Source organism: Streptomyces sp. NBC_01257, from assembly GCF_035917255.1.
In the GTDB taxonomy this organism is placed as follows: domain Bacteria; phylum Actinomycetota; class Actinomycetes; order Streptomycetales; family Streptomycetaceae; genus Streptomyces.
In genome coordinates this window covers 4573273-4598340 of record NZ_CP108472.1, presented here as the reverse complement: position 1 = coordinate 4598340, position 25068 = coordinate 4573273, and the positions used below count along the sequence as shown (strand labels likewise).

At 68.5% G+C, this 25068-nt stretch carries 22 protein-coding genes and 1 tRNA gene; 13 read left to right on the top strand and 10 right to left on the bottom strand.

The genetic code is table 11. From position 1 onward, the window contains the following. Nucleotides 1-38: 38 nt before the first annotated feature. A complete protein-coding gene (gene trxA, locus OG408_RS19750; protein ID WP_266780398.1) occupies nucleotides 39-368 on the top strand; it encodes a thioredoxin in 330 nt (109 codons plus the stop codon). 79 nt (nucleotides 369-447) lie between these two features. Here trxA and OG408_RS19745 read toward each other — a convergent pair whose 3' ends face one another. The 9 genes from OG408_RS19745 to rpmH all read right to left on the bottom strand — a co-directional run bounded on the left by OG408_RS19745 (nucleotide 448) and on the right by rpmH (nucleotide 7256). Further along, nucleotides 448-1065, bottom strand: a complete 618-nt coding sequence (locus OG408_RS19745) for a GNAT family N-acetyltransferase (protein ID WP_326671081.1) — start codon at nucleotides 1063-1065, stop codon at nucleotides 448-450. Nucleotides 1066-1285: 220 nt separating this feature from the next. Further along, a complete protein-coding gene (locus tag OG408_RS19740; protein ID WP_285570651.1) occupies nucleotides 1286-2389 on the bottom strand; it encodes a ParB/RepB/Spo0J family partition protein in 1104 nt (367 codons plus the stop codon). Further along, entirely contained in the window at nucleotides 2386-3462 is a 1077-nt protein-coding gene (locus OG408_RS19735; RefSeq protein WP_285570735.1) for a ParA family protein, read from the bottom strand. Before OG408_RS19735 ends, OG408_RS19740 begins: the two co-directional genes overlap by 4 nt. 292 nt (nucleotides 3463-3754) lie before the next feature. Next, nucleotides 3755-4495, bottom strand: a complete 741-nt coding sequence (rsmG, locus tag OG408_RS19730; protein WP_405404287.1) for a 16S rRNA (guanine(527)-N(7))-methyltransferase RsmG — start codon at nucleotides 4493-4495, stop codon at nucleotides 3755-3757. A gap of 84 nt (nucleotides 4496-4579) precedes the next feature. Further along, the gene (locus tag OG408_RS19725) at nucleotides 4580-5089 is read right to left on the bottom strand and encodes a Jag family protein (RefSeq protein WP_266780394.1); all 510 of its coding nucleotides are present in this window, start codon (nucleotides 5087-5089) and stop codon (nucleotides 4580-4582) included. Between the two features lie 14 nt (nucleotides 5090-5103). After that, nucleotides 5104-6366 (bottom strand): membrane protein insertase YidC, encoded by a 1263-nt coding sequence (gene yidC / locus OG408_RS19720; protein WP_266780393.1) that lies wholly within the window; start codon nucleotides 6364-6366, stop codon nucleotides 5104-5106. Nucleotides 6367-6369: 3 nt separating this feature from the next. Next, nucleotides 6370-6729: a membrane protein insertion efficiency factor YidD gene (gene yidD / locus OG408_RS19715; protein WP_266780392.1), complete on the bottom strand. Its 360-nt coding sequence runs from the start codon at nucleotides 6727-6729 to the stop codon at nucleotides 6370-6372. After that, entirely contained in the window at nucleotides 6726-7097 is a 372-nt protein-coding gene (gene rnpA / locus OG408_RS19710; protein ID WP_148019659.1) for a ribonuclease P protein component, read from the bottom strand. The genes yidD and rnpA overlap by 4 nt, the downstream gene beginning before the upstream one ends. Nucleotides 7098-7118: 21 nt before the next feature. Beyond that, entirely contained in the window at nucleotides 7119-7256 is a 138-nt protein-coding gene (gene rpmH / locus OG408_RS19705) for a 50S ribosomal protein L34 (RefSeq protein WP_010985740.1), read from the bottom strand. A gap of 380 nt (nucleotides 7257-7636) precedes the next feature. Between rpmH and dnaA the strand changes: the two genes are divergently transcribed. The 9 genes from dnaA to OG408_RS19660 all read left to right on the top strand — a co-directional run bounded on the left by dnaA (nucleotide 7637) and on the right by OG408_RS19660 (nucleotide 20427). Further along, entirely contained in the window at nucleotides 7637-9439 is a 1803-nt protein-coding gene (gene dnaA / locus OG408_RS19700; protein WP_266780391.1) for a chromosomal replication initiator protein DnaA, read from the top strand. A 982-nt stretch (nucleotides 9440-10421) separates the two neighbouring features. After that, entirely contained in the window at nucleotides 10422-11552 is a 1131-nt protein-coding gene (gene dnaN, locus OG408_RS19695) for a DNA polymerase III subunit beta (protein ID WP_266786289.1), read from the top strand. A gap of 147 nt (nucleotides 11553-11699) precedes the next feature. Continuing rightward, a complete protein-coding gene (gene gnd, locus OG408_RS19690; protein ID WP_266780390.1) occupies nucleotides 11700-12578 on the top strand; it encodes a phosphogluconate dehydrogenase (NAD(+)-dependent, decarboxylating) in 879 nt (292 codons plus the stop codon). Nucleotides 12579-12662: 84 nt separating this feature from the next. Then, nucleotides 12663-13793, top strand: a complete 1131-nt coding sequence (gene recF / locus OG408_RS19685) for a DNA replication/repair protein RecF (protein WP_266780389.1) — start codon at nucleotides 12663-12665, stop codon at nucleotides 13791-13793. After that, nucleotides 13790-14338 (top strand): DUF721 domain-containing protein, encoded by a 549-nt coding sequence (locus OG408_RS19680; RefSeq protein WP_266780388.1) that lies wholly within the window; start codon nucleotides 13790-13792, stop codon nucleotides 14336-14338. The genes recF and OG408_RS19680 overlap by 4 nt, the downstream gene beginning before the upstream one ends. A gap of 423 nt (nucleotides 14339-14761) precedes the next feature. Continuing rightward, entirely contained in the window at nucleotides 14762-16849 is a 2088-nt protein-coding gene (gene gyrB / locus OG408_RS19675) for a DNA topoisomerase (ATP-hydrolyzing) subunit B (protein ID WP_285574558.1), read from the top strand. A gap of 52 nt (nucleotides 16850-16901) precedes the next feature. After that, nucleotides 16902-19571 (top strand): DNA gyrase subunit A, encoded by a 2670-nt coding sequence (gene gyrA / locus OG408_RS19670; protein ID WP_285574555.1) that lies wholly within the window; start codon nucleotides 16902-16904, stop codon nucleotides 19569-19571. A gap of 93 nt (nucleotides 19572-19664) precedes the next feature. Then, nucleotides 19665-20276, top strand: a complete 612-nt coding sequence (locus OG408_RS19665) for a DUF3566 domain-containing protein (RefSeq protein ID WP_266780386.1) — start codon at nucleotides 19665-19667, stop codon at nucleotides 20274-20276. Nucleotides 20277-20353: 77 nt separating this feature from the next. Continuing rightward, nucleotides 20354-20427: transfer RNA gene (locus OG408_RS19660), tRNA-Ile, on the top strand. A 365-nt stretch (nucleotides 20428-20792) separates the two neighbouring features. On the opposite strand, the gene OG408_RS19655 is transcribed toward OG408_RS19660, so the two are convergent. Continuing rightward, nucleotides 20793-21164, bottom strand: a complete 372-nt coding sequence (locus OG408_RS19655) for a DUF6344 domain-containing protein (RefSeq protein ID WP_266780385.1) — start codon at nucleotides 21162-21164, stop codon at nucleotides 20793-20795. 328 nt (nucleotides 21165-21492) lie between these two features. On the opposite strand from OG408_RS19655, the gene OG408_RS19650 reads away from it, so the two are divergent. From OG408_RS19650 to OG408_RS19640, 3 genes are all read left to right on the top strand, one after another. After that, complete coding sequence (locus OG408_RS19650) at nucleotides 21493-21627, top strand: DLW-39 family protein (protein ID WP_003958712.1); 135 nt, start codon at nucleotides 21493-21495, stop codon at nucleotides 21625-21627. 150 nt (nucleotides 21628-21777) lie between these two features. Beyond that, on the top strand, nucleotides 21778-23727 hold the full coding sequence (locus OG408_RS19645) for a vWA domain-containing protein (protein ID WP_266780384.1): 1950 nt from the start codon (nucleotides 21778-21780) through the stop codon (nucleotides 23725-23727). Then, nucleotides 23727-25067: a hypothetical protein gene (locus OG408_RS19640; protein ID WP_326671071.1), complete on the top strand. Its 1341-nt coding sequence runs from the start codon at nucleotides 23727-23729 to the stop codon at nucleotides 25065-25067. Before OG408_RS19645 ends, OG408_RS19640 begins: the two co-directional genes overlap by 1 nt. The last annotated feature ends 1 nt before the right edge of the window (nucleotide 25068 follow it).

Sequence of the window (25068 nt, the reverse complement as noted above, 5' to 3'; positions counted from 1 at the left end):
CGCCTCACCCCACACCCCGCGAAGTTAAGGAGGCCGCCGTGGCCGGCGCCCTGAAGAACGTGACCGACGACTCGTTCGACGAGGTCGTCCTGAAGAGTGACAAGCCCGTACTGGTGGACTTCTGGGCTGCCTGGTGCGGCCCGTGCCGTCAGATCGCCCCCTCCCTGGAGGCGATCGCGGCCGAGCACGGCGAGATCGAGATCGTCAAGCTCAACATCGACGAGAACCCGGCCACCGCTGCCAAGTACGGCGTCATGTCCATCCCGACGCTGAACGTCTACCAGGGCGGCGAGGTCGCCAAGACGATCGTCGGCGCCAAGCCGAAGGCCGCGATCCTCCGCGACCTCGAAGGCTTCATCAGCGAATAAGGCAGGACCGCAGTCCTGTTGTTTCACGTGAAACGGGCCCACCCCCCTCGCAGGGGGTGGGCCCGTTTCACGTTCGGGCTCACAGCGGCCGGAGCGCGGGCTCCTTCTGTACGGCCCCGAGCAAACGGTCCAGGGCCATCTCGACATCTTCCTTCCACGAAAGCGTCGTACGCAGCTCAAGCCTCAGCCGCGGATGCACCGGGTGGGGCCGTACGGTCTTGAATCCCACCGCCAGCAGATGGTCCGCAGGCAGCACACAGGCAGGTTCCTTCCAGCGGGCGTCCCCGAAGGCCTCGATCGCCTTGAACCCCCGCTGGAGCAGGTCCTTGGCCACCGTCTGCACCATGACCCGGCCCAGCCCCTGGCCCTGGTAGCCCGGAAGGATCAGGGCGGTCATCAACTGGACGGCATCGGGGGAGACGGGGCTCGTCGGGAAGGCCGTGGACCGCGGCACATAGGCGGGCGGAGCGTAGAGGACGAAGCCGACCGGCACATCGTCGACGTAGACCACGCGTCCGCAGGAACCCCACTCCAGCAGGACCGCGGAGATCCAGGCCTCCTTCTCCACCTCGGGCTTCCCGCCCTTGACCGCGGCCTCTCCACGCACCGGGTCAAGCTCCCAGAACACACACGAGCGGCAGCGCCGGGGGAGATCAGTCAGGTTGTCCAACGTGAGCGGTACGAGCCGACGCGCCATGAAGGCTGTTCCTCACTTCCCTCACCCACCGCATCGCGCGACGGCCGGTGCACTCCGATCACGGAGGTGGATCAATTGGGTGTGCCCTACCAGAACGCATCGTATCCACCCGGGGATCAAGCCGACACCGAGAGAAAGCAAAGGGCGACCGGGGGAACGCAAAGAGCGGGCTGTCCTCCGTCACCGACCGGAACACAACCCGCCCTCAGCGCTCAGAACGTCAGCTCTCGTCGTCCTCGGACGCTTCCTCCTCCGACGGGGCACGGTCCAGGACACGGCCCTCACCCGGCGCGAGGCTGTTGAGGATGCGGTCCAGATCCTCCATCGAGGCGAACTCGACGACGATCTTCCCCTTCTTCTGCCCGAGGTCGACCTTCACCCTGGTCTCGAACCGGTCGGAGAGCCGGGACGCCAGGTCGGTCAGCGCCGGCGACAGCCGGCCACCGGCCCGAGGGCCCTTGGACCGTGTGGTGCTCGTGGGCCTGGAGCCCATGAGCGTCACGATCTCCTCGACCGCACGCACCGAAAGCCCTTCGGCCACGATGCGGTGCGCCAGCTTGTCCTGCTCCTCGGAGTCATCCACCGACAGCAGCGCCCGCGCATGTCCCGCGGACAGCACCCCGGCCGCGACCCTGCGCTGGACCGGCGGCGACAGCCGCAGCAGACGCAAGGTGTTGGACACCTGCGGCCGCGAACGCCCGATCCGGTCGGCCAGCTGGTCGTGGGTGCACTTGAAGTCCTTGAGGAGCTGGTCGTACGCGGCCGCCTCCTCCAAGGGGTTCAGCTGAGCCCGGTGAAGGTTCTCCAGGAGCGCGTCCAGAAGGAGCTTCTCGTCGTCCGTGGCCCGGACGATCGCAGGGATCTGCTTGAGCTCGGCCTCCCGGCAGGCCCTCCAGCGCCGCTCACCCATGATGAGCTCAAAGCGTCCGGTCCCCGACTTCCGGACCACGACGGGCTGGAGAAGACCGACCTCCTTGATGGAGGTGACCAGCTCGGCGAGCGCGTCCTCATCGAACACCTCGCGGGGCTGACGAGGGTTCGGTGTGATCGAGTCGATGGGCAGCTCGGCGAAATAGGCTCCCGCCACCTCGGCCGGCCCATCGGTCCCGTCGGACACCGACACAGGGCTGCTCGGCTCCGGCACCACAGGGCCCGAGCCGAGGGTGGTCACCTTCGCGACGGCCACGCCCCGCTCGGACGTCAGCACCGGTCGTGTTCCGGGCGTGGACGTACCCATCCCGGCCGACGGCACCTGCTTCTCCTGCGGAGCGGCGGGGATCAGGGCACCGAGCCCACGCCCCAACCCTCTACGACGCTCACTCACTGGATCCCCTCCGAAGTATTCTGCTGGCTGTTCCGACTGCCCGTGTGGGCATGCTGGGCCTCGTACTGGACCCCGACCCCGCGCAGCGCGATCTCGCGAGCCGCTTCGAGGTACGACAGGGACCCGCTCGAACCCGGGTCGTAGGTCAGTACGGTCTGCCCGTAGCTGGGAGCCTCGGAGATCCGCACCGAACGGGGAATGCTGGTCCGCAGCACCTCCTTGCCGAAGTGGCTGCGCACCTCCTCGGCGACCTGCGACGCGAGCCTGGTCCGGCCGTCGTACATGGTGAGCAGGATCGTCGACACATGGAGATCGGGGTTGAGATGTCCCCGCACCAGGTCGACGTTGCGCAACAGCTGGCCCAGGCCTTCCAGCGCGTAGTACTCGCACTGGATAGGGATCAGCACCTCCGCGCCGGCCACCAGAGCATTCACTGTCAGCAGGCCGAGCGAGGGCGGGCAGTCGATCAGGATGTAGTCGAGAGGCTGCTCGTACGCCTGAATCGCTCGCTGCAGTCGACTCTCCCGCGCCACCAGCGACACCAGCTCGATCTCCGCACCGGCGAGATCGATGGTCGCCGGGGCGCAGAAGAGACCTTCGACGTCCGGAACGGGCTGAACCACGTCGGAGAGCGGCTTGCTCTCCACCAGGACGTCATAGATAGAGGGGACTTCGGCATGGTGGTCGATGCCCAACGCCGTAGAGGCGTTCCCCTGCGGGTCGAGGTCGACCACCAGAACGCGGGCACCGTGGAGTGCAAGCGACGCGGCAAGGTTGACCGTCGAGGTGGTCTTACCCACCCCACCCTTCTGGTTGGCCACCACCATGACCCGCGTCTGGTCAGGCCGCGGCAGCCCCTCACCGGCACGGCCGAGGGCCTCCACCGCCAGCTGGGCCGCACGGCCAATAGGTGTGTCATCCATCGGCGGCGGTGTTTCACGTGAAACACCGTCCCCCGCCGATTCGGATCGGGGACCGGGGACCGGATCGGTCATCGGTCCCGCGATGTTGGCGTCGGACCGCAAGGATTCACTCTCCTCGACTTCAGGCTCGCAATGAACAGAGCCTGCCATGGTTTCGGGGTCGTGAACCAGCGAGGCCCGCTCTTCTGTGGATGAATCCACTTCTGTGGACAACTCCGTAGCCCTAACGGGCCTGCGATGGCGAGGGGTGGCGGCCGCACGACCGCGGCCGATGATTCCATGCAGCAGAGAGCGACGTTTCACGTGAAACACGATGCCCCTGCAGCGTAGCTACAGGGGCACGACACTCCGCACGGGGTACGTACAGCTCGTTGGTTGACACATGGCCGAGACCGGGACCAAACGGTGCGTAACGGTCAGATGCGCAGCGTCATCGCGTCACTCAGCGGCGACGACGGGTCCGACTGACCCTCGCGGCCCTGGCTCGCTTCGTCGCGAACCTCACTCCGCCGGGGCTCTCACCCACCACCACGCGCACCACGGTGGACAGCGGGTCGACGACGCCTTCGCCCACGTGGAGCACCTCGGTCTCCACGACCCCGAGCTTGCTGAGGGCCGCTCGTGCGCCGTTGATCTCCTCCTCGGCGGTATCACCCTTGAGCGCCAGCATCTCCCCGTAGGGGCGCAGCAGCGGCACTCCCCAGCCCGCCAGGCGGTCCAGCGGGGCCACCGCGCGAGCCGTCACCACGTGCACGGGCTGAAGTGTCCCCAGAACCTCCTCGGCCCGGCCGCGGACGACCGTCACATGCTCCAGGCCCAGCAGTTCGACGACCTCCTGGAGGAAGTTGGTCCGTCGCAGCAGCGGCTCAAGCAGGGTGATCTTCAGATCCGGGCGCACCAGCGCCAGCGGAATCCCCGGAAGCCCCGCGCCGGAACCCACATCGCAGACCGTGACCCCCTCGGGCACGACCTCGGAGAGCACCGCACAGTTCAGCAGGTGCCGCTCCCACAGCCGAGGGACCTCCCGCGGGCCGATCAGCCCTCGCTTGACCCCCGCATCTGCCAGCAGTTCCGCGTACCGGACGGCTTCGGGAAAGCACTCACCGAACACCTCCCGGGCCTCGTCGGGCGCCTGGGGAAGCGCTACTTCCTCCGTCACGGGAACCGTCCTTCCATACCGCATTACCGCACCATGGGTGGCTGACTATCAGGCTGACAAAGATCGGCCCCGCCTGCGAACAGACGGGGCCGACTGGAGAGGATCCGGTCAGGCCGGCAGGACGACGACGAAGCGCTGCGGCTCCTCGCCCTCCGATTCGCTGCGCAGACCCGCGGCCGCGACCGCGTCGTGCACAACCTTGCGTTCGAACGGCGTCATCGGGTCCAGCTTCACCGGCTCACCGGTGCTCTTGACCTCGTCCGCGGCCTTGGCACCCAGCTCCGCGAGCTCCGTGCGCTTCTGCGCCCGGAAGCCCCCGATGTCGAGCATCAGACGGCTCCTGTCACCGGTCTCCCGGTGGACGGCCAGCCGCGTCAGCTCCTGGAGTGCCTCCAGCACCTCACCGTCGCGGCCCACGAGCTTCTGCAGTTCACGTGCCGATTCACTGATGATCGAGACCGCGGCCCGGTCCGCCTCGACGTCCATGTCGATGTCGCCGTCCAGGTCGGCGATGTCGAGCAGGCCCTCAAGGTAGTCCGCTGCGATCTCCCCTTCCTGCTCGAGGCGGGTCAAGGTGTCGCTGCCCTCAGCGGCCGTGGAGGTGGTGCCTTCCGTCACGGATGGACTCCTTCTTACTTCTTGGACGGGTGCTTGGGCCGCTGCGGGCCCTTGCGCTGTCCGGACTTGGCTTGGCGTGAGGAGCCGGACGCGGGCTTGGCCGCCGGCTTGGGCTTGTCGTCCTGGGGGGCACTCTTCTCCAGGGAGGTCTTGGACTCCGACTCGCTGGAGTCGGCGTCCTTGGCTCCGCCCTGGTGGCCCGCACCGGTCTGGCGCTTCGCCTTGGTCTGGCGCTTGGGCTGCTGACGGCGCTGGGCCGCTCCACCCTCGGCCTCGGCCACGGCGGTGTCGCTCTTGACCACCGAGCCGTCCTCCTGGGGAGCGAGGCCGAGCTTGGCGAGGCTCGTGACGAACTTCCGCTCGATGTCATTGCGGTCCGGGCCCTTGGACACGATCCGCTTGACGGTGTTGCGCCGGGTCCGGCCGCGCACCTCGCCGTGCGTGGTGACGCTCTTCAGCAGACGGCCGAGGTACTGCTCCTGCGCCTTGCTGCCCGGGGTGGGGTTCTGGTTGATCACGTACATCTGCTGACCCATGGTCCAGACGTTCGTGGTCAGCCAGTAGACGAGGACACCGACGGGGAAGTTGATGCCCATGACGGCGAAGATCAGCGGGAAGATGTACATGAGCATCTTCTGCTGCTGCATGTACGGCGTCTTGACCGTCAGGTCGACGTTCTTCGTCATCAGCTGGCGCTGCGTGAAGAACTGCGAGGCCGACATCATCACGATCATGACCGCGGTGACGACCCGCACATCCGTGAGCGAAGCGCCCAGGGCTTCGACCTTGTCCGCGCTGTCCATGAACTTGGCGGCCAGCGGAGCACCGAAGATGTGCGCCTGACGCGCGCTGTCCAGCAGCGACTGGTCGATGACGCCGATCTTCTTGTTCGACGCGATGGCCGAGAGCACGTGGTACAGGGCGAAGAAGAACGGCGACTGCGCGATGATCGGCAGGCACGAGGAGAGCGGGTTGGTACCCGTCTCCTTGTACAGCTTCATCATCTCTTCGGACTGACGCTGCTTGTCGCTCTTGTAGCGCTCCTGGATCGCCTTCATCTTCGGCTGGAGCACCTGCATGTTCCGCGTCGACTTGATCTGCTTGACGAACAGCGGGATCAGACAGATACGGATCAGCACCACGAGGGACACGATGGAAAGACCCCAGGCCCATCCCGTGTCAGGGCCGAAGATCGCCCCGTACAACTTGTGGAACTGGACGATGACCCAGGAAACGGGCCACGTGATGAAGCTGAACAGACTGGCAATCGTGTCCACTAATCAGGCTCCTTGAGCATTGGGCGAAGTCTCTGCGGCCGAGCTCGGGAGATCGTTGACCGATCCCCCGGGAGGCACATCAGCGGCGGAGTCCCCGCCCTTGCTGCCGCGCATGGCACTGCGCAGCAGTTCGTGCCAACGCGGACGTTTGCGTGGGGGAACGTGATCCACGCCGCCGGGTGACCACGGATTGCACCGCAGGATGCGCCAGGCTGTCAGCGCCGTTCCCTTGATCGCTCCGTGCCGGTCGATCGCCGTATATCCATAGTGGGAACACGACGGGTAGTAACGGCAGACAGGCCCGAGAAGTGGGCTGATCGTCCACTGGTACAGCTTGATGAGAGCCAGCAGCGGGTACTTCATCGCGCGCCCCCTCCCAGCAGCCGCTGAAGAGCGGCATCCAGGTCTCGGGCCAGCTGTTCATGGTCGGCGTCACCCGAACCGGGCAACGCACGTACGACAACCAGGCTACCGGGGGGCAGCAGGGCGAGCCGTTCGCGGACCAGATGGCGAAGCCTGCGCTTCACCGCTGTGCGGACGACCGCACCACCCACTGCTTTGCTGACAACGAAACCCGCACGCGGCGGGGGAGCAGTCTCCCCAGTCACGTGCGGGTCCGTTGCACCGCTACGCAGATGGACGACGAGCAGCGGGCGGCCGGCCCTGCGTCCTCGTCGTACCGCGGTCGCGAAGTCCTCGCGCCGCCTCAGCCGATTCTCGGTAGGCAGCACGTCATGACGACCTGTACGCGATCAGGCGGACAGGCTGGCGCGGCCCTTGCCACGGCGGGACGCGAGGATCGCGCGGCCGGCACGGGTCCGCATACGCAGGCGGAAACCGTGGGTCTTCGCGCGACGACGGTTGTTCGGCTGGAAGGTGCGCTTGCTCACTCGGGGGCTCCAGTAATGATCGTGTATTGGCGGGACATCGCCTGGCTGTCACCGTGCGCCCACGAGAGACTCGCGTAAACGCCCTAGTTGCACCGCTTCACAATCACAGATCGTGATCTTTGCCCATCGGAGGCAGGCGGCAGCAGCCATCGACAACTCGACCTGGTCACGGTACGCGCGGCTACGCCATCCGGTCAAACCGACCCTGTCGGACCCCCCATTGTGCACAGCCTGTGGACAACGACTTGAACCGCACGGGTCGGCCCGCCTACCGTGGCTGAACCCCGGTTCTTTTTCTTCCCGCCTGCCGGTCCTCACCCATCCCGACCCATACGTCCCGAGAAACACACATTCGTGGGACCAGCGAGAGAGCGTGCCTTGTGGCTGACGTACCTGCCGATCTTGCCGCAGTGTGGCCACGAGTGCTTGAGCAACTCCTCGGGGAGGGCCAGCAGGGCATCGAGCCGAAGGACAAGCAGTGGATCGAGCGCTGCCAGCCGCTCGCACTGGTCGCCGACACCGCCCTGCTCGCCGTCCCCAATGAATGGGGCAAGCGCGTCCTGGAGGGCCGGCTCGCCCCGCTCATCAGCGAGACGCTGAGCCGCGAGTGCGGCCGGCCGATCCGGATCGCGATCACGGTCGACGACTCCGCGGGCGAACCGCCGAACCCGCCGGCCCCGCCGATGCACCAGTCCCAGCAGCCGCAGCAGCATCGCTACCAGGGACCGCAGCACGACGAGCGGCAGCACAACGACGGGTACGACGGCTACGGCCACCGGCCCTCGGACGACGGAATGCCGACGGCCCGGCCCGCCTACCCCGACTACCAGCAGCAGCAGCGCCCGGAACCCGGCGCCTGGCCGCGCACCCAGGAGGACCTCTCCTGGCAGCAGCCCCGGCTCGGCGGATTCCAGGACCGCGATCCGTCCGCCGACCAGTGGCGCGAGCCGTACGGCGGCCGCCCCCAGCAGCAGCCGCAGCACGACTACCGTCCGCAGCCGCCCGAGCGCCAGGGGTACGAGTCCCAGCGCCCCGAGCGCCACGACATGCAGGAGCCGCAGCACCGGCAGGGCGGCGGTACCGGCCGGCCCGGCGGCGGCACCGGTCCGATGGGCGCACAGCCCGCACCGGCACCCGGCCCCGGCGAACCGCACGCGCGGCTGAACCCGAAGTACCTCTTCGACACCTTCGTCATCGGGGCGTCGAACCGGTTCGCGCACGCCGCGGCCGTCGCCGTCGCCGAAGCACCCGCGAAGGCGTACAACCCGCTCTTCATCTACGGGGAGTCCGGGCTCGGCAAGACCCACCTGCTGCACGCCATCGGGCACTACGCCCGCAGCCTCTACCCGGGCACCCGGGTGCGGTACGTGAGCTCGGAGGAGTTCACCAACGAGTTCATCAACTCGATCCGCGACGGCAAGGGCGACACCTTCCGCAAGCGGTACCGCGATGTCGACATCCTGCTCGTCGACGACATCCAGTTCCTGGCGAGCAAGGAGTCGACGCAGGAGGAGTTCTTCCACACCTTCAATACGCTCCACAACGCCAACAAGCAGATCGTGCTGTCCTCGGACCGCCCGCCCAAGCAGCTGGTGACGCTGGAGGACCGGCTGCGGAATCGATTCGAGTGGGGTCTGACCACCGATGTGCAGCCTCCGGAGCTGGAGACGCGGATCGCGATCCTGCGCAAGAAGGCGGTGCAGGAGCAGCTGAACGCTCCGCCCGAGGTCCTGGAGTTCATCGCCTCCCGCATCTCCCGCAACATCCGTGAGCTGGAGGGCGCTCTCATCCGGGTGACGGCCTTCGCCAGCCTGAACCGTCAGCCGGTCGACCTCGGGCTGACCGAGATCGTGCTGAAGGACCTGATCCCGGGCGGCGAGGACGCGGCTCCGGAGATCACGGCGCCGGCCATCATGGCGGCGACCGCCGACTACTTCGGTCTGACGGTGGAGGACCTCTGCGGATCCTCGCGCAGCCGTGTGCTGGTGACGGCACGCCAGATCGCCATGTATCTGTGCCGCGAGCTGACGGATCTGTCACTGCCCAAGATCGGGGCGCAGTTCGGCGGCCGTGACCACACGACGGTCATGCACGCCGACCGCAAGATCCGCGCGCTGATGGCGGAGCGGCGCTCCATCTACAACCAGGTCACCGAGCTCACCAACCGCATCAAGAACGGCTGACGGGGCGCCATACCGTCTCCCGCAGGCACCGGAAGGGCGCTGTGCGGACTCTCCAGGAGTCCGCACAGCGCCCTTCTCGCGTCTCCCGGAGCGCCTCCCTCACGTCTCCGGAAGCCCTCCCGGCGTCCGCCGAAGCGCCCTCGACCGCTCCCGGAGGCCCCTTCCCGGCGCTCCGGGCGGTCCCGAAGAGGGGGCGCGGCCGCCCGCGTTGTTCGAATACCTGCTGGGTTACGGCTGTTCTCCACAGATCTGGGGAGAATTTTCCCTCCACAGCCTGGGGATCCAAAAGTTGTCCATACTGCTTCCACAGGCGCGGCGTCCGATACTCCATCAGGCCAGCTCAGGAGCCTGGGGATTTGTGGTCAACAATGATCCACAGCCTGTGGACAAGTTTTTCGTCCACAGGGAGCGATCAAGGTTGTCCACCGTCGGCCCACAGGCGGGCCGCCGTTTTCCCCAGTCCGGACGGGCTTCTCCACACCGCTGTCCACTGTTCGGCAACGCAACACCCGCTTTCACCGCACCGAGTGAAAGGCGTCACACCAAGAGGGTCGGTTGGGCTGTGGGGAAGGTGGGTAAAGCTGGGGACAGGCCTGGGGAGAAACCCCCCTGCCCTGTGCATCGGTTGTGCAGAACTTTCGGGTGTCCACAGAAACCCCGGGTTGTCCACCGGTGCCACCCACAGGGTCGGTGGACAAAAAACAGGGTCTGACCTGCGAAAACGACGTTATCCACGGTTTCCACAGGCCCTACTACTACTGCCACCTATAGTTAGCCCGGAATCCGCTTCGAAGTGGGGCCTGTGCACAACTCGGCGCCGGAGCTCCCCGAACCTCTTGTCGCGACTTGACCCCGAGCAGCACCGAGTGTCGGTGCCGTACGTCAGACTGGTCCCCGGCGTCCTCCCCCGGCATCGGTGGAGCGACCCGACCAGACGACGAAGGCCAGCAGGGCGAGCGAGCAACAGCAGGAGGCGGTTCCGGTGAAGATCCGGGTGGAGCGCGATGTACTCGCGGAGGCTGTGGCCTGGGTGGCCCGTAGCCTCCCGGCCCGTCCGCCGGCGCCCGTTCTCGCGGGCCTTCTGCTGAAGGCTGAGGACGGAGCCCTCAGCTTCTCGAGCTTCGACTACGAGGTCTCGGCCCGGGTCTCGGTGGACGCCGAGATCGAGGAGGACGGCACGGTGCTCGTCTCCGGCCGGCTGCTCGCCGACATCTGCCGCGCCCTGCCCAACCGGCCGGTCGAGATTTCCACAGACGGTGTACGGGCGACCGTCGCCTGCGGCTCCTCGCGGTTCACACTCCACACCCTGCCTGTGGAGGAGTACCCGGCACTCCCGCAGATGCCGACCGCGACCGGCACCGTGCCCGGTGAGGTCTTCGCCTCCGCCGCGGCCCAGGTCGCCATCGCCGCCGGCCGCGACGACACGCTGCCCGTGCTCACCGGTGTGCGGATCGAGATCGAGGGCGACACCGTCACCCTCGCCTCCACCGACCGCTACCGCTTCGCCGTCCGCGAGTTCCTCTGGAAGCCGGAGAACGCCGACGCGTCCGCCGTCGCCCTGGTGCCCGCCAAGACGCTGCTGGACACCGCCAAGGCGCTCACCAGCGGCGACACGGTGACGCTGGCGCTGTCGGGCTCCGGTGCCGGAGAGGGCCTCATCGGCTTCGAGGGCGCGGGCCGGCGCACCACCACCCGACTGCTCGAAGGCGATCTGCCGAAGTACCGCACGCTCTTCCCCACCGAGTTCAACTCGGTCGCGGTCATCGAGACGGCCCCCTTCGTCGAGGCCGTCAAGCGTGTGGCCCTGGTCGCCGAGCGGAACACCCCGGTGCGGCTCACCTTCGAGCAGGGCGTGCTGATCCTGGAAGCGGGTTCCAGCGACGACGCACAGGCTGTGGAGCGCGTCGACGCGGTGCTGGAGGGCGACGACATCTCGATCGCCTTCAACCCGACCTTCCTGCTGGACGGCCTGAGCGCCATCGACTCCCCGGTCGCCCAGCTCTCCTTCACGACGTCCACCAAGCCCGCGCTGCTCAGCGGCCGGCCGGCCGTGGACGCCGAGGCGGATGACGCGTACAAGTACCTGATCATGCCGGTCCGCCTCTCCGGCTGATCCGGTCACCGGTCCTGCCCGACGTCCAAGGAATCGCGGCAGGACCCGACGGGCACGTTCAGCGCCGAGCATGCCCGGCGTCCTGTCCCCTGCCGGGCGTAGGCTCGGTCCAGGGTACGAATCGGCACAACGCTTAAGGAATCTCTGATGGAGCTCGGTCTCGTCGGCCTCGGCAAGATGGGCGGCAACATGCGCGAGCGCATCCGCCGCGCTGGCCACACCGTCATCGGTTACGACCGCAACCCGGACGTCGCCGATGTCCACAGTCTCGAAGAGCTTGTGGGCAAGCTGAAGGGCCCGCGGGTCGTGTGGGTCATGGTCCCGGCCGGTGCCGCGACCCAGTCCACGATCGACGAGCTCGCCGAGCTGCTCTCGCCCGGCGACATCGTCGTGGACGGCGGGAACTCCCGCTGGACCGACGACGAGAAGCACGCGGTCGAGCTGGGCATCAAGGGCATCGGCTTCGTCGACTGCGGCGTCTCCGGCGGTGTCTGGGGCCTGGAGAACGGCTACGCGCTGATGTACGGCGGCGACGCCGAGAACGTCGCGAAGGTCCAGCCGGTCTTCGACGCCCTGAAGCCCGAGGGCGACTTCGGTTCCGTCCACGCGGGCAAGGTCGGCGCCGGCCACTTCGCGAAGATGGTTCACAACGGCATCGAGTACGCCATGATGCAGGCCTACGCCGAGGGCTGGGAGCTCCTGGAGAAGGTCGACTCCGTCACCGACGTGCGCGAGGTCTTCCGCTCCTGGCAGGAGGGCACGGTCATCCGTTCCTGGCTGCTCGACCTGGCGGTCAACGCGCTGGACGACGACGAGCACCTGGACCAGCTCCGTGGCTTCGCCGCCGACTCAGGCGAGGGCCGCTGGACGGTGGAGGCCGCGATCGACAACGCCGTGCCGCTGCCCGCGATCACCGCGTCGCTCTTCGCCCGCTTCGCCTCGCGCCAGGACGACTCCCCGCAGATGAAGATGATCGCCGCGCTGCGCAACCAGTTCGGTGGCCACGCGGTCGAGAACAAGAAGTAGCCACAACGAGGAGCGGGCCCGGCCGGTCGGTCGGGCCCCGCCCCACGAAGCACGGAGCAGCAGCCGGGAAGGTCGGCGTACACCATGCACGTCACGCATCTGTCGCTGGCCGACTTCCGCTCGTACGCCCGGGTCGAGGTGCCTCTCGACCCGGGCGTCACCGCGTTCGTGGGGGCCAACGGCCAGGGCAAGACGAATCTGGTCGAGGCCGTCGGCTATCTCGCGACGCTCGGCAGCCACCGGGTCTCATCCGACGCACCGCTGGTGCGCATGGGCGCCGAGCGGGCCGTGATCAGGGCCGCCGTCACCCAGGGCGAGCGGTCCCAGCTGATCGAGCTCGAGCTGAATCCGGGCAAGGCCAATCGCGCCCGGATCAATAGATCGTCGCAGGTCAGGCCGCGTGATGTGCTGGGCATAGTGCGTACGGTGCTGTTCGCGCCTGAGGACCTGGCTCTGGTCAAGGGCGACCCCGGCGAGCGCCGGCGGTTCCTCGACGAGCTGGTCACGGCACGCTCGCCGCGGATGGCCGGAGTGCGTTCCGACTACGAGCGGGTGCTGAAACAGCGCAACACCCTGCTGAAGTCCGCGGCGATGGCGCGCCGGCACGGTGGACGCTCCATGGACCTGTCGACGCTCGACGTCTGGGACCAGCACCTGGGGCGGGTGGGCGCCGAACTGCTGGCGCAGCGTCTCGACCTGATCGCGACCCTCCAGCCGCTGGCCGACAAGGCCTACGCGGACGTGGCGCCTGGCGGCGGTCCGGTGACGCTGGAGTACCGGAGCTCGGTCGGCGCGGGTGTGGAGCCCGCGCGCACGCGCGAGGAGCTGTACGCGCAACTGATCGAGGCCCTCGCCGAGGTGCGCAAGCAGGAGATCGAGCGCGGTGTGACGCTCGTCGGCCCGCACCGCGACGACCTGGTCCTCGGGCTGCGCGGGATGCCGGCGAAGGGGTACGCGAGCCACGGGGAGTCCTGGTCGTACGCGCTGGCCCTGCGGCTGGCCTCGTACGATCTGCTGCGCACCGAGGGCAACGAGCCGGTGCTGGTGCTGGACGACGTCTTCGCCGAGCTGGACGCACGGCGCCGCGAGCGGCTGGCCGAGCTGGTGGCTCCGGGCGAGCAGGTGCTGGTGACGGCCGCGGTGGACGACGACGTCCCCGGGGTGCTCGCGGGCGCGCGGTACGCGGTGTCCGCCGGTGAGGTGGAGCGGTTGTGAGCGGCGAAGGGGACGGCAAGGACCCGGCGAAGCAGCCGGAGCCCTCGGGTGTGGATCTGGCCCGGGTGGCCCTGCGCGCGGCGAAGGAGCAGGCGCGGGCCCGCGGCGCGGCCGCGCAGCAGAAGAAGCAGGCCAGGCGCGGTGGCGGGCTGCGCTCCGGGGCGCGTGCCGACGGCCGGGATCCGCTGCCGCTGGGGGCCGCGATCAACCGTCTGATCACCGAGCGCGGCTGGGAGACGCCCGCCGCGGTGGGCGGTGTGATGGGCCGCTGGCCGCAGATCGTGGGTGACGATCTGGCCAATCACTGTGTGCCGTTGCGTTACGACGAGGACCCCGACGAGCGGGTCCTGACGGTGCAGTGCGACTCCACGGCGTGGGCGACGCAGCTGAGGCTGCTGGCGCCGCAGCTGGTGGCCCGGCTCAACGCGGACCTGGGTCACGGCACCGTGAGAATGATCAAGGTGCTGGGCCCGGGCGGCCCGCAGCGCCGGTACGGACCGCTGCGCGCCCCGGGCAGCACGGGCCCCGGCGACACCTACGGCTGACCGGTCCCGACTCGCTCCCACCTGTCCTGACCTGGCCTTTTTGCCCTGCTCGCCCGCGGTTGCCGTGGTGCGCGGGAGGGAGCCGCGGCGGGGCGTGTCCCGGTTGTCACCGAGGGGCCGGGGACCCGTGTTGCCCGGGTGCGTGGTGGTGGAAACCGTATGCCGGGCAGCGGGCGTCCCTCACCGTAGTGGGGAGCTGACAGGCCGAAGCGCTCAACGCCCGTGTGAGCCTCTTGAGGCCCCTTCCCGAATATGGGGAGTCGTCAGGCGCTCATTCAGGGCGGCACATGCGGACTCAGGTACCGGCAAACCCCCATTCGGGTCGGCGCTACCGGTAGACTGGTGGACAATCCCGCGTCCTTGCGGGATTCGTCGATACAAGCCGAACGACGCAGCCGCTCCCGCCTGCCCGGAGAACGGCCTGTGCTGTGCCAGAAAGGGCGCTTCGTGGCCGATTCCGGCAACCCCAACGAGAACATTCCGTCCACCCCCGGTGAGAGCAGCGTCGCTCCCGCCTCGGGCGAGGTGACAGCCTCGTACGACGCCAGCGCGATCACCGTGCTCGAGGGTCTGGACGCGGTCCGCAAGCGGCCTGGCATGTACATCGGCTCGACCGGTGAGCGCGGTCTCCACCACCTCGTCCAAGAGGTCGTCGACAACTCGGTCGACGAGGCCATGGCCGGGCACGCGAACACCATCGACGTCACGATCCTCGCCGACGGCGGGGTGCGCGTGATCGACAACGGTCGCGGTATCCCGGTCGGCATCGTGCCGTCCGAGGGCAAGCCGGCCGTCGAGGTCGTGCTCACCGTCCTGCACGCGGGCGGAAAGTTCGGCGGCGGCGGCTATGCCGTCTCCGGTGGTCTGCACGGCGTCGGCGTCTCCGTCGTCAACGCCCTGTCCACCCGGGTGGCCGTCGAGGTCAAGACGGACGGCTACCGCTGGACCCAGGACTACAAGTTCGGCGTCCCGACCGCCCCGCTGGCCCAGAACGAGGCCACCGACGAGACGGGCACCTCGGTCACCTTCTGGGCCGACGGGGACATCTTCGAGACGACCGAGTACTCCTTCGAGACCCTCTCGCGGCGCTTCCAGGAGATGGCCTTCCTCAACAAGGGCCTCACCCTCAAGCTGACCGACGAGCGCGAGTCGGCGAAGGCCACGGCCGGCGCCGACAGCGCCGAGGCGACCGAGGTCCCCGAGGACGAGACGACCCGCACGGTCACGTACCACTACGAGAACGGCATCGTCGACTTCGTCAAGTACCTCAACTCCCGCAAGGGCGACGTCATCCACCAGTCGGTGATCGACATCGAGGCCGAGGACAAGGACCGTCTCCTCTCGGCCGAGATCGCCATGCAGTGGAACACGCAGTACAGCGAGGGTGTCTACTCCTTCGCCAACGCGATCCACACGCACGAGGGCGGTACGCACGAGGAGGGCTTCCGTGCGGCACTGACCTCGCTGGTCAACCGGTACGCGCGCGACAAGAAGCTGCTGCGCGAGAAGGACGACAACCTCACCGGTGAGGACGTCCGCGAGGGTCTGACGGCGATCATCTCGGTGAAGCTGGGCGAGCCGCAGTTCGAGGGCCAGACGAAGACCAAGCTGGGCAACACGGAGGCCAAGACCTTCGTGCAGAAGGTCGTCCACGAGCAGCTGACGGACTGGTTCGACCGGAACCCGAACGAGGCCGCCGACATCATCCGCAAGGGCATCGCCGCCTCGACCGCCCGGGTGGCGGCCCGCAAGGCGCGTGACCTGACCCGCCGCAAGGGGCTCCTGGAGAGCGCCTCGCTGCCGGGCAAGCTGAGCGACTGCCAGTCCAACGACCCGACGAAGTGCGAGATCTTCATCGTCGAGGGTGACTCCGCCGGTGGTTCGGCGAAGTCCGGCCGTAACCCGATGTACCAGGCCATCCTGCCGATCCGCGGCAAGATCCTGAACGTCGAGAAGGCCCGGATCGACAAGATCCTGCAGAACACCGAGGTCCAGGCGCTGATCTCGGCCTTCGGCACCGGGGTCCACGAGGACTTCGACATCGAGAAGCTCCGCTATCACAAGATCATCCTGATGGCGGACGCCGACGTCGACGGTCAGCACATCAACACCCTGCTGCTCACGTTCCTCTTCCGTTTCATGCGTCCGCTGGTCGAGGCCGGGCACGTCTACCTCTCGCGCCCGCCGCTCTACAAGATCAAGTGGGGCCGGGACGACTTCGAGTACGCGTACTCGGACCGCGAGCGCGACGCCCTGGTGGCGCTCGGCAAGCAGAACGGCAAGCGGATCAAGGAAGACTCGATCCAGCGCTTCAAGGGTCTCGGCGAGATGAACGCCGAGGAGCTGCGTGTCACCACGATGGACGTCGACCACCGTGTGCTCGGTCAGGTCACGCTCGACGACGCGGCGCAGGCCGACGACCTGTTCTCGGTGCTGATGGGTGAGGACGTCGAGGCGCGGCGCTCGTTCATCCAGCGCAACGCCAAGGACGTCCGCTTCCTCGACATCTGAGTCGGCCGTACAAGCAAGCCGCAGCCGCAGCGCGAAAGGATTTTGACCAGCAATGGCCGACGAGAACACCCCTGTCCCCGTGACGCCCGAAGAGGTCCCGCCCGTCGAGGGCGTGGGCATGCGTGTCGAGCCCGTCGGGCTCGAGACGGAGATGCAGCGCTCCTACCTCGACTACGCGATGTCCGTCATCGTGTCGCGTGCCCTGCCCGACGTGCGGGACGGTCTCAAGCCCGTCCACCGCCGGGTGCTGTACGCGATGTACGACGGCGGCTACCGGCCCGAGAAGGGCTTCTACAAGTGCGCCCGCGTCGTCGGTGACGTCATGGGTACGTACCACCCGCACGGCGACTCCTCCATCTACGACGCCCTGGTGCGCCTGGCGCAGCACTGGTCGATGCGCATGCCGCTGGTGGACTCCAACGGCAACTTCGGTTCCCCGGGCAACGACCCGGCCGCCGCCATGCGGTACACCGAGTGCAAGATGATGCCGCTGTCCATGGAGATGGTCCGGGACATCGACGAGGAGACCGTCGACTTCCAGGACAACTACGACGGCCGCAACCAGGAGCCGACGGTCCTGCCGGCGCGCTTCCCGAACCTGCTGGTCAACGGCTCCGCGGGCATCGCGGTCGGCATGGCGACCAACATCCCGCCGCACAACCTCCGCGAGGTCGCCTCCGGCGCCCAGTGGTACCTGGAGCACCCGGAGGCCTCGCAGGAGGACCTCCTGGACGCCCTGATGGAGCGCATCAAGGGACCGGACTTCCCGACCGGCGCGCTCGTCGTGGGCCGCAAGGGCATCGAGGAGGCGTACCGCACCGGCCGTGGCTCGATCACGATGCGCGCGGTCGTGGCGGTCGAGGAGATCCAGAACCGCCAGTGCCTGGTGGTCACGGAGCTTCCGTACCAGACCAACCCCGACAACCTCGCGCAGAAGATCGCCGACCTGGTGAAGGACGGCAAGGTCGGCGGCATCGCGGACGTCCGTGACGAGACCTCGTCGCGTACCGGCCAGCGCCTGGTCGTGGTCCTGAAGCGGGACGCGGTCGCCAAGGTCGTCCTGAACAACCTGTACAAGCACACCGATCTGCAGAGCAACTTCGGCGCCAACATGCTGGCGCTGGTGGACGGCGTGCCGCGCACCCTGTCGATCGACGCGTTCATCCGCCACTGGGTGACGCACCAGATCGAGGTCATCGTCCGGCGTACGAAGTTCCGGCTGCGCAAGGCCGAGGAGCGCGCGCACATCCTGCGCGGTCTGCTCAAGGCCCTGGACGCCATCGACGAGGTCATCGCCCTCATCCGGCGCAGCAACACCGTGGAGATCGCGCGCGAGGGCCTGATGGGCCTGCTGGAGATCGACGAGATCCAGGCGAACGCGATCCTGGAGATGCAGCTGCGCCGGCTGGCCGCTCTGGAGCACCAGAAGATCACCGCCGAGCACGACGAGCTCCAGGCGAAGATCAACGAGTACAACGCGATCCTGGTGTCGCCCGAGCGGCAGCGGCAGATCGTCAGCGAGGAGCTGGCGGCGATCGTCGAGAAGTTCGGCGACGACCGGCGCTCCAAGCTGGTGCCCTTCGACGGCGACATGTCCATCGAGGACCTGATCGCCGAGGAGGACATCGTCGTCACGATCTCCCGCGGCGGCTATGTGAAGCGCACGAAGACGGACGACTACCGCTCGCAGAAGCGCGGCGGCAAGGGCGTGCGCGGCACGAAGCTCAAGGAAGACGACATCGTCGACCACTTCTTCGTGTCGACGACGCACCACTGGCTGCTGTTCTTCACCAACAAGGGCCGGGTCTACCGGGCGAAGGCGTACGAGCTGCCGGACGCCGGCCGTGACGCGCGCGGTCAGCACGTGGCGAACCTGCTGGCCTTCCAGCCGGACGAGCAGATCGCGCAGATCCTGGCGATCCGCGACTACGACGCGGCGCCGTATCTGATCCTGGCCACGAAGGGCGGTCTGGTGAAGAAGACCGCGCTGAAGGACTACGACTCCCCGCGCTCCGGCGGCGTCATCGCGATCAACCTGCGCGAGACGGCCGACGGCAGCGACGACGAGCTGATCGGCGCGGAGCTGGTGTCGTCCGAGGACGACCTGCTGCTCATCAGCAGGAAGGCCCAGTCGATCAGGTTCACTGCGACGGACGACGCGCTGCGGCCGATGGGCCGTGCCACTTCGGGTGTCAAGGGCATGAGTTTCCGCGAGGGAGACGAACTGCTCTCGATGAATGTCGTCAGGCCCGGTACTTTCGTGTTCACTGCCACTGACGGCGGGTACGCGAAGCGGACCCCCGTCGACGAGTACCGCGTCCAGGGTCGCGGCGGCCTCGGCATCAAGGCCGCCAAGATCGTGGAGGACCGGGGCTCGCTGGTCGGTGCGCTGGTGGTCGAGGAGACGGACGAGATCCTCGCCATCACGCTCGGCGGTGGTGTGATTCGTACGCGAGTCAATGAAGTCAGGGAGACGGGCCGTGACACCATGGGCGTCCAACTGATCAATCTGGGCAAGCGCGACGCCGTTGTCGGTATCGCTCGCAACGCCGAGGCAGGCCGCGAGGCCGAAGAGGTCGACGGAGCCGTCGACCTCGATGCCGAAGGCGAGACGACCGAGGCAGCGACAGCCGAGGCCACCACGGCCGAGGCGACTGCCGAGAGCACGGTCGACGGCACTGTCGAGGGCAACACGTCCTCGACCGGGGAGCACGAGGAGTAGAGCGTGAGTGGAGCCACGGGCGCCGGTCCGGCAGCTTCCGAAACCGGAGGTAACGGTGCCCGTGGCCCTGCCACGGACTCCCAAGGGGGCACTGTGACGGATACCCGGGGCCCTCAGCCCCAGTACGAGGGTTACGCGACCGGGCCGTTGCCCGGTGAGCGGGAACCCGCACCGGGGCAGGCGGGCCCTTACCACCCGCCGCAGGCCTACCCCTCGCCCCCGGGCGGGACCCAGGGAGGCGGCCGGCCCCGCGGGGGTCAGCAGGGCGGCATGCCGGGCGCAGGCACGGCACAGGCGACCCGCAGACCCCGGACGGGGGCGCGGACCACTCCGCGCACCCGCAAGGCGCGTCTGCGGGTGGCCAAGGCGGATCCGTGGTCGGTGATGAAGGTCAGCTTCCTGCTGTCCATCGCACTGGGCATCTGCACGGTGATCGCGTCGGCGGTCCTGTGGATGGTGATGGACGCGATGGGCGTCTTCTCCACCGTGGGCGGCACGATCAGCGAGGCGACCGGTTCCAACGAGGGCAACGGCTTCGACCTGCAGTCGTTCCTGTCGCTGCCGCGGGTCCTCATCTTCACCTCGGTCATCGCGGTGATCGATGTGGTGCTGGCGACCGCGCTGGCGACGCTGGGCGCCTTCATCTACAACTTGTCGGCCGGCTTCGTGGGCGGTGTCGAGCTCACGCTGGCCGAGGACGAGTAGCGACGCATCTATCGATTTTGGGACTGGCCCCGACGTGCGCTAATCTTCTTCACGTCAGCGCGACACAAAAGCGCGGCGGGGCTATAGCTCAGTTGGTTAGAGCGCATCCCTGATAAGGATGAGGCCACAGGTTCAAATCCTGTTAGCCCCACAGTGACAGCAGAAGGCCCGGTTCCTCTTCGGAGGGACCGGGCCTTCTGCGTGTGCGGGGGTGTCCGACGTGGGCGGGGAGAGCGCCCGGCGCCTGGCCCCCGCGCTGACCCTGTGCCGCTGTGCGCGGCTGCGTGCCGCTGCGTGTCCCTGTCGTACGCACCGGGGCTGCCCCGCCCACATGCTGACGCACGGAAAGAACCCCCGAACCCGGAAAGCCCCGCACGCGGCCTCACGGGAGGAGGCGTGAGCGGGCGCAGGGACGGGACGGGGCTGTGTGCGGGACGGAGCTGTGTGCGGGGGCACGGGAAAGCCCCCGTCCGGTGTGAACCGGCCCGGGGGCTCTGGGCTTCAGGTGCGCCGCTCTCAGGGCGGGAGGAGGGACGCGTCCCCCGCCGGGGCTCCGTGCGAGGCGCGGGCGGTGCTGGTGGTGTTCGCGGTGTCCGTCGTGTCTGCGGACAGGTGCCGGGTGGCGGGTGAGGAGCCGTGGGCCTCGGCGCGGATCCGCTGCTTCATCGTGGGCGGCAGGGCCCGGTCACGCGGAAGGGTCCATCGCACGGACGGTGTGGTCACGGTTGCCGTGGCCGCCCCCGTGTGCTGCTGGGTCGTGGTCGCCGGCTCCGTGACCGTGGCTTCCGTGGCCGCGGCGGTGGAGCTTGCGAGGCCCAGCGACGCGAGGAGTGCGAAGAACGCGGTGATGAAGGCGGTCCAGATGCTCTTGGCCTTGAAGGTGCTCATGGCCCCTCACTTTCAGGTGGTCCGTTTTGCTTACCTTTCTGATGATGTGGATCCGGCTCCCGATTTCGTGGACCGACGGCGCCGATGCGCCGATCTTCAGATGAACACCACTCGTATGGTGCAACCGGTCCCCGGAGGCGGTGTCCGGGCCGGCTCCGGGCGAGGTTCCCTGGGTGCCGGAACCCGGCGGCCGCGGATGCACAGTCTCCGGGCGATCGCTCTTCGGCAGGCGCCAGTTGGGTTGCGGGGAGGTCACCGGTCGATATCGGCCGATGTGTATAGTCGGGCAGCAGAAGTCCCCTACGCCAAGGAAAGACGAGGTCGCGCGGTGAAGAAGCTTCTCCTGGTCGCACTGGCCGCCATCGGCGGGCTCCTCGTGTACCGCCAGATCCAGGCGGATCGCGCCGAGCAGGATCTGTGGACGGAGGCGACTGACTCCGTGCCCGCAGGTTCGGGTGTGTGAGACAGAACAGCCTGTTGCGAGCCCCGGTCGCTGATGCGGCCGGGGCTTCGTGCTGTTGCGGGACCGTGACGCCTGTGCTCTTGAGTTCACTCAAGCAAATCAATAGGTTGCTTGAGCAAACGAGCTGAGGTTTCGGTCGAGGGGGCACGGGTGACGGCACGCACACACCACCGCACTGCGCGGGCGGGGACATTGATCGGCGGGGCGCTGTTCGCCCTGGTGGCAGGCGCGCTGCCGGCCCTGGCGGGTCCGCCCGGTGCCGGCGCCGCGGTGGACGCGGCCCGGTCCGACGGAAGCGGCAGCCTGGTCATGGTGCTCGACTCATCCGGATCGATGGGGGACGACGACGGGACCGGGCACACCCGGATGGAGAGTGCCCGCACGGCCGTCGGCACGGTCGTGGACGGTCTGCCCGACGGTTATCCGACCGGTCTGCGGGTGTACGGCGCCGACCACCCGCAGGGCTGCACGGACACCCGGCTGGTCCGCCCGGTGCAGAAGCTCGACCGGGCCGCGGTGAAGCGGGCCGTCGCGGGCGTACGGCCCCGGGGCGACACCCCCATCGGCCTGTCGCTGCGCAAAGCGGCCCAGGACCTGCCGGAACCCACGGGCGGCGCCATCGGTACGCGCACGGTCCTGCTGATCTCCGACGGAGAGGACAACTGCGGTACGCCGCAGCCCTGCGAGGTCGCCGAACAGCTCGGCAGGGAGGGGATCGGGCTGCGGATCGACACGGTCGGCTTCCAGGTGAAGGGCGCGGCCCGCAAGCAGCTGGAGTGCATCGCGAACGCGGGCAACGGCCGCTACTACGACGCACCCGACGCCAAGGCGCTGGCCCGCCAGCTCCAGCGTGCCTCGCAGCTCTCCGCGGACGGCTACCGCCTCCGGGGCCGGCGCGTCGCGGGCGCGGCCACCGCGGACCGGGCGCCCGTGCTCGTACCGGGGCAGTATCTGGACACCATCGGCCCGGGCGAGAAGCGCTACTACGCCGCCGATCTGGACTCCGAGTCCACGGTGGACCTCGCGGCGACGGCGGTGCCGCAGCCGGGTGCGGCCGTGGACACGTTCGACGCGCTGAGCACCAGGATCGAGTACGACGAGCACGGCTCCTGCGGGACGCACACCGAGCGTTTCGCACAGAAGGAGGGGGCCGTACCGCTGACGTCGGCGGTCGCCCGCATCCGCTCGAAGACGGGGACGCGTACCTGCGACCGGGCGGGCCGGTACCGGCTGGTGGTGGAGCGGGAGAGCAAGAAGGGCTCGGACGCCGCACGTTGGCCGCTGGAGCTCGTGCTCGGGGCGGAGGCGCCGCTGGCGAAGGGCGTGACGCCCGCCCAGTCGCAGACGGAGTACGGCCGGGGCGGCAAGGAGGCCACGCTGCCCGCGGGCAACCCGCGTGACGTGCGCGGCGGCACCGGGTTCAACGACGCCCGGACCATCGCCCAGGGCGTGTGGCGCGACCGGATCCTGCCCTCCCAGACGCTCTGGTACAAGGTCCCGGCGAGCTGGGGCCAGCAGGTGCGCTACGACGTGGAGTTCGCGAACGAGCCCACGGTGGACGGGACGGCCGCCACGTACTCCTACGGCGCGACCCGGCTTTACACGCCGGCCCGCCATCCGCTCACCGGGGGCGGCGAGTTCAGCACGAGCACGATGTACAGCGGCCGTCCTTCGGCGGTCGCGATGGGTGGTGTCCCGGTCGCCTGGACGAACCGCTACGAGGACCGGACCGACGTCCAGCCGGTGCACGCCGGGGGCGAGTTCTACATTTCGGTCACGCTGGGCGCGCAGGCCGCCGAGATCGCGGAGAATCCGCAGATCGGTCTGGTGCTGCGGGTGTCGGTGCTCGGCGAGGCACGCACCGGACCGGAGCACGGCGCCCCCGCCGCGGCAGGGAAGGCGGGCGGCGAGGCGGGCCAGGATGCGGACAAGAGGGGCGATTCGATCGCGTCCGCAGACAGCGGTGGTGCGGGAGGGGCAGGATGGACCGGCATCGCGGCTGCTGCCGGGGCGGGCGTCATGGCCGTACTGGTCGCCGTGTTCGTATATGTACGCAGCCGCCGCGGGTCAGCCGCACGGACGACGAGGGGAAGCGCGTGATGAGGCAGCGCAGCAGGGGCCGGGTGGCACTGGCCGCGTTCGCGGCGATGTGCGCGGTGGCGGCGCTGCCGGGACAGGCGTACGCGGACGGGGCTAACGGCGCGTACGCCTTCGACCCGGGCGCGAAGCCGGTGACCGGGGCCGAGGTCAACACCGAGGCGTCGGAGCTCAAGGCCGGCTCGGTCTACAAGAGCACGATCAAGGCCGGCCAGAAGCTCTACTACCGCCTGAACCTGGCGGCGACGACGAACGCGTACGTCTCGGCCGTCGTGGTGCCCAAGGGCGGCGGCAAGGTGGCCTACGGGGACGGCGTCACGGTCAGCATCAGGGACAACTCCGACCTGCGGTGCAGCTCCGAGGACGCCCACTTCGAGTCCGCGGAGTACCCGCGGCCGATCGCCGCGTACGCCTACCGGACCGTGGAGAAGGACAGCAGCACCTGCCAGGGCGCCGGTACGTTCAACGTCCTGGTCGAGCGGGAGAGCAAGGACACCTCGGGCCCGGAGGACTGGGACCTGGAGCTGCGGTACGAGACGGAGCCGGAGCTCGCCGAGGGCGGCTCGATGCCGACGAACGCCCCGGAGGAATGGCCGTCCGCCTCGCCGGAACCGCCTGCCGCGGCGGCCGACAACCGCAGGCAGGGCGGCAGCAGTTACTACGACGCCACGAGCCTGGAGACGGGCGAGTGGAAGGACGAGATCACGCCGGGCCAGACCCTCTTCTACCGGGTCCCGGTCGACTGGGGGCAGCAGGTCTTCGCCACCGCCGGCCTCGGCAACAGCACGGGCACCGAGGAGAACGAGTACATCGGCAACGCGCTCGCGATGTCCCTGGACAACCCGGCCCGCGGTCATGTGGACGACGTCTCGCCCATGGCGTACTCGGGCAAGCCCGCCTCCGTCTCCCTCGACCCGGTGCCGCCGGTGGCGTACAACAACAGGTTCGACTCCGACAGCAGCGTCAGCGCCATGCGCTTCGCCGGCTGGTACTACCTGTCCGTCGCACTGAGCCCGGAGGTCGGTACGGCCTACGGCAAGAAGCCGTTCCCGCTCACGCTGACGGTCAAGGTGGACGGCGAGGCCAAGGGGACGCCGTACAAGGGTGACGCCGGGATCTTCTCCGTCACGCAGGACGACAAGGACATGGCGAAGAACGGCCAGAGCGATCTGCAGGCGGCCGAGAGCAAGAGCGACACGATGAAGCTGGTAGGCGCGGCCGGCATCGGCGCCGGCGCGGTGCTCGTCATCGCGCTCGGCGCCTGGACACTGCTCGCGCGCCGCCGTGCGAGCAGCGCCGGCAGCGGGCAGTCACCGTACGGAGGGCCGCCGCAGGCCTGGTAGC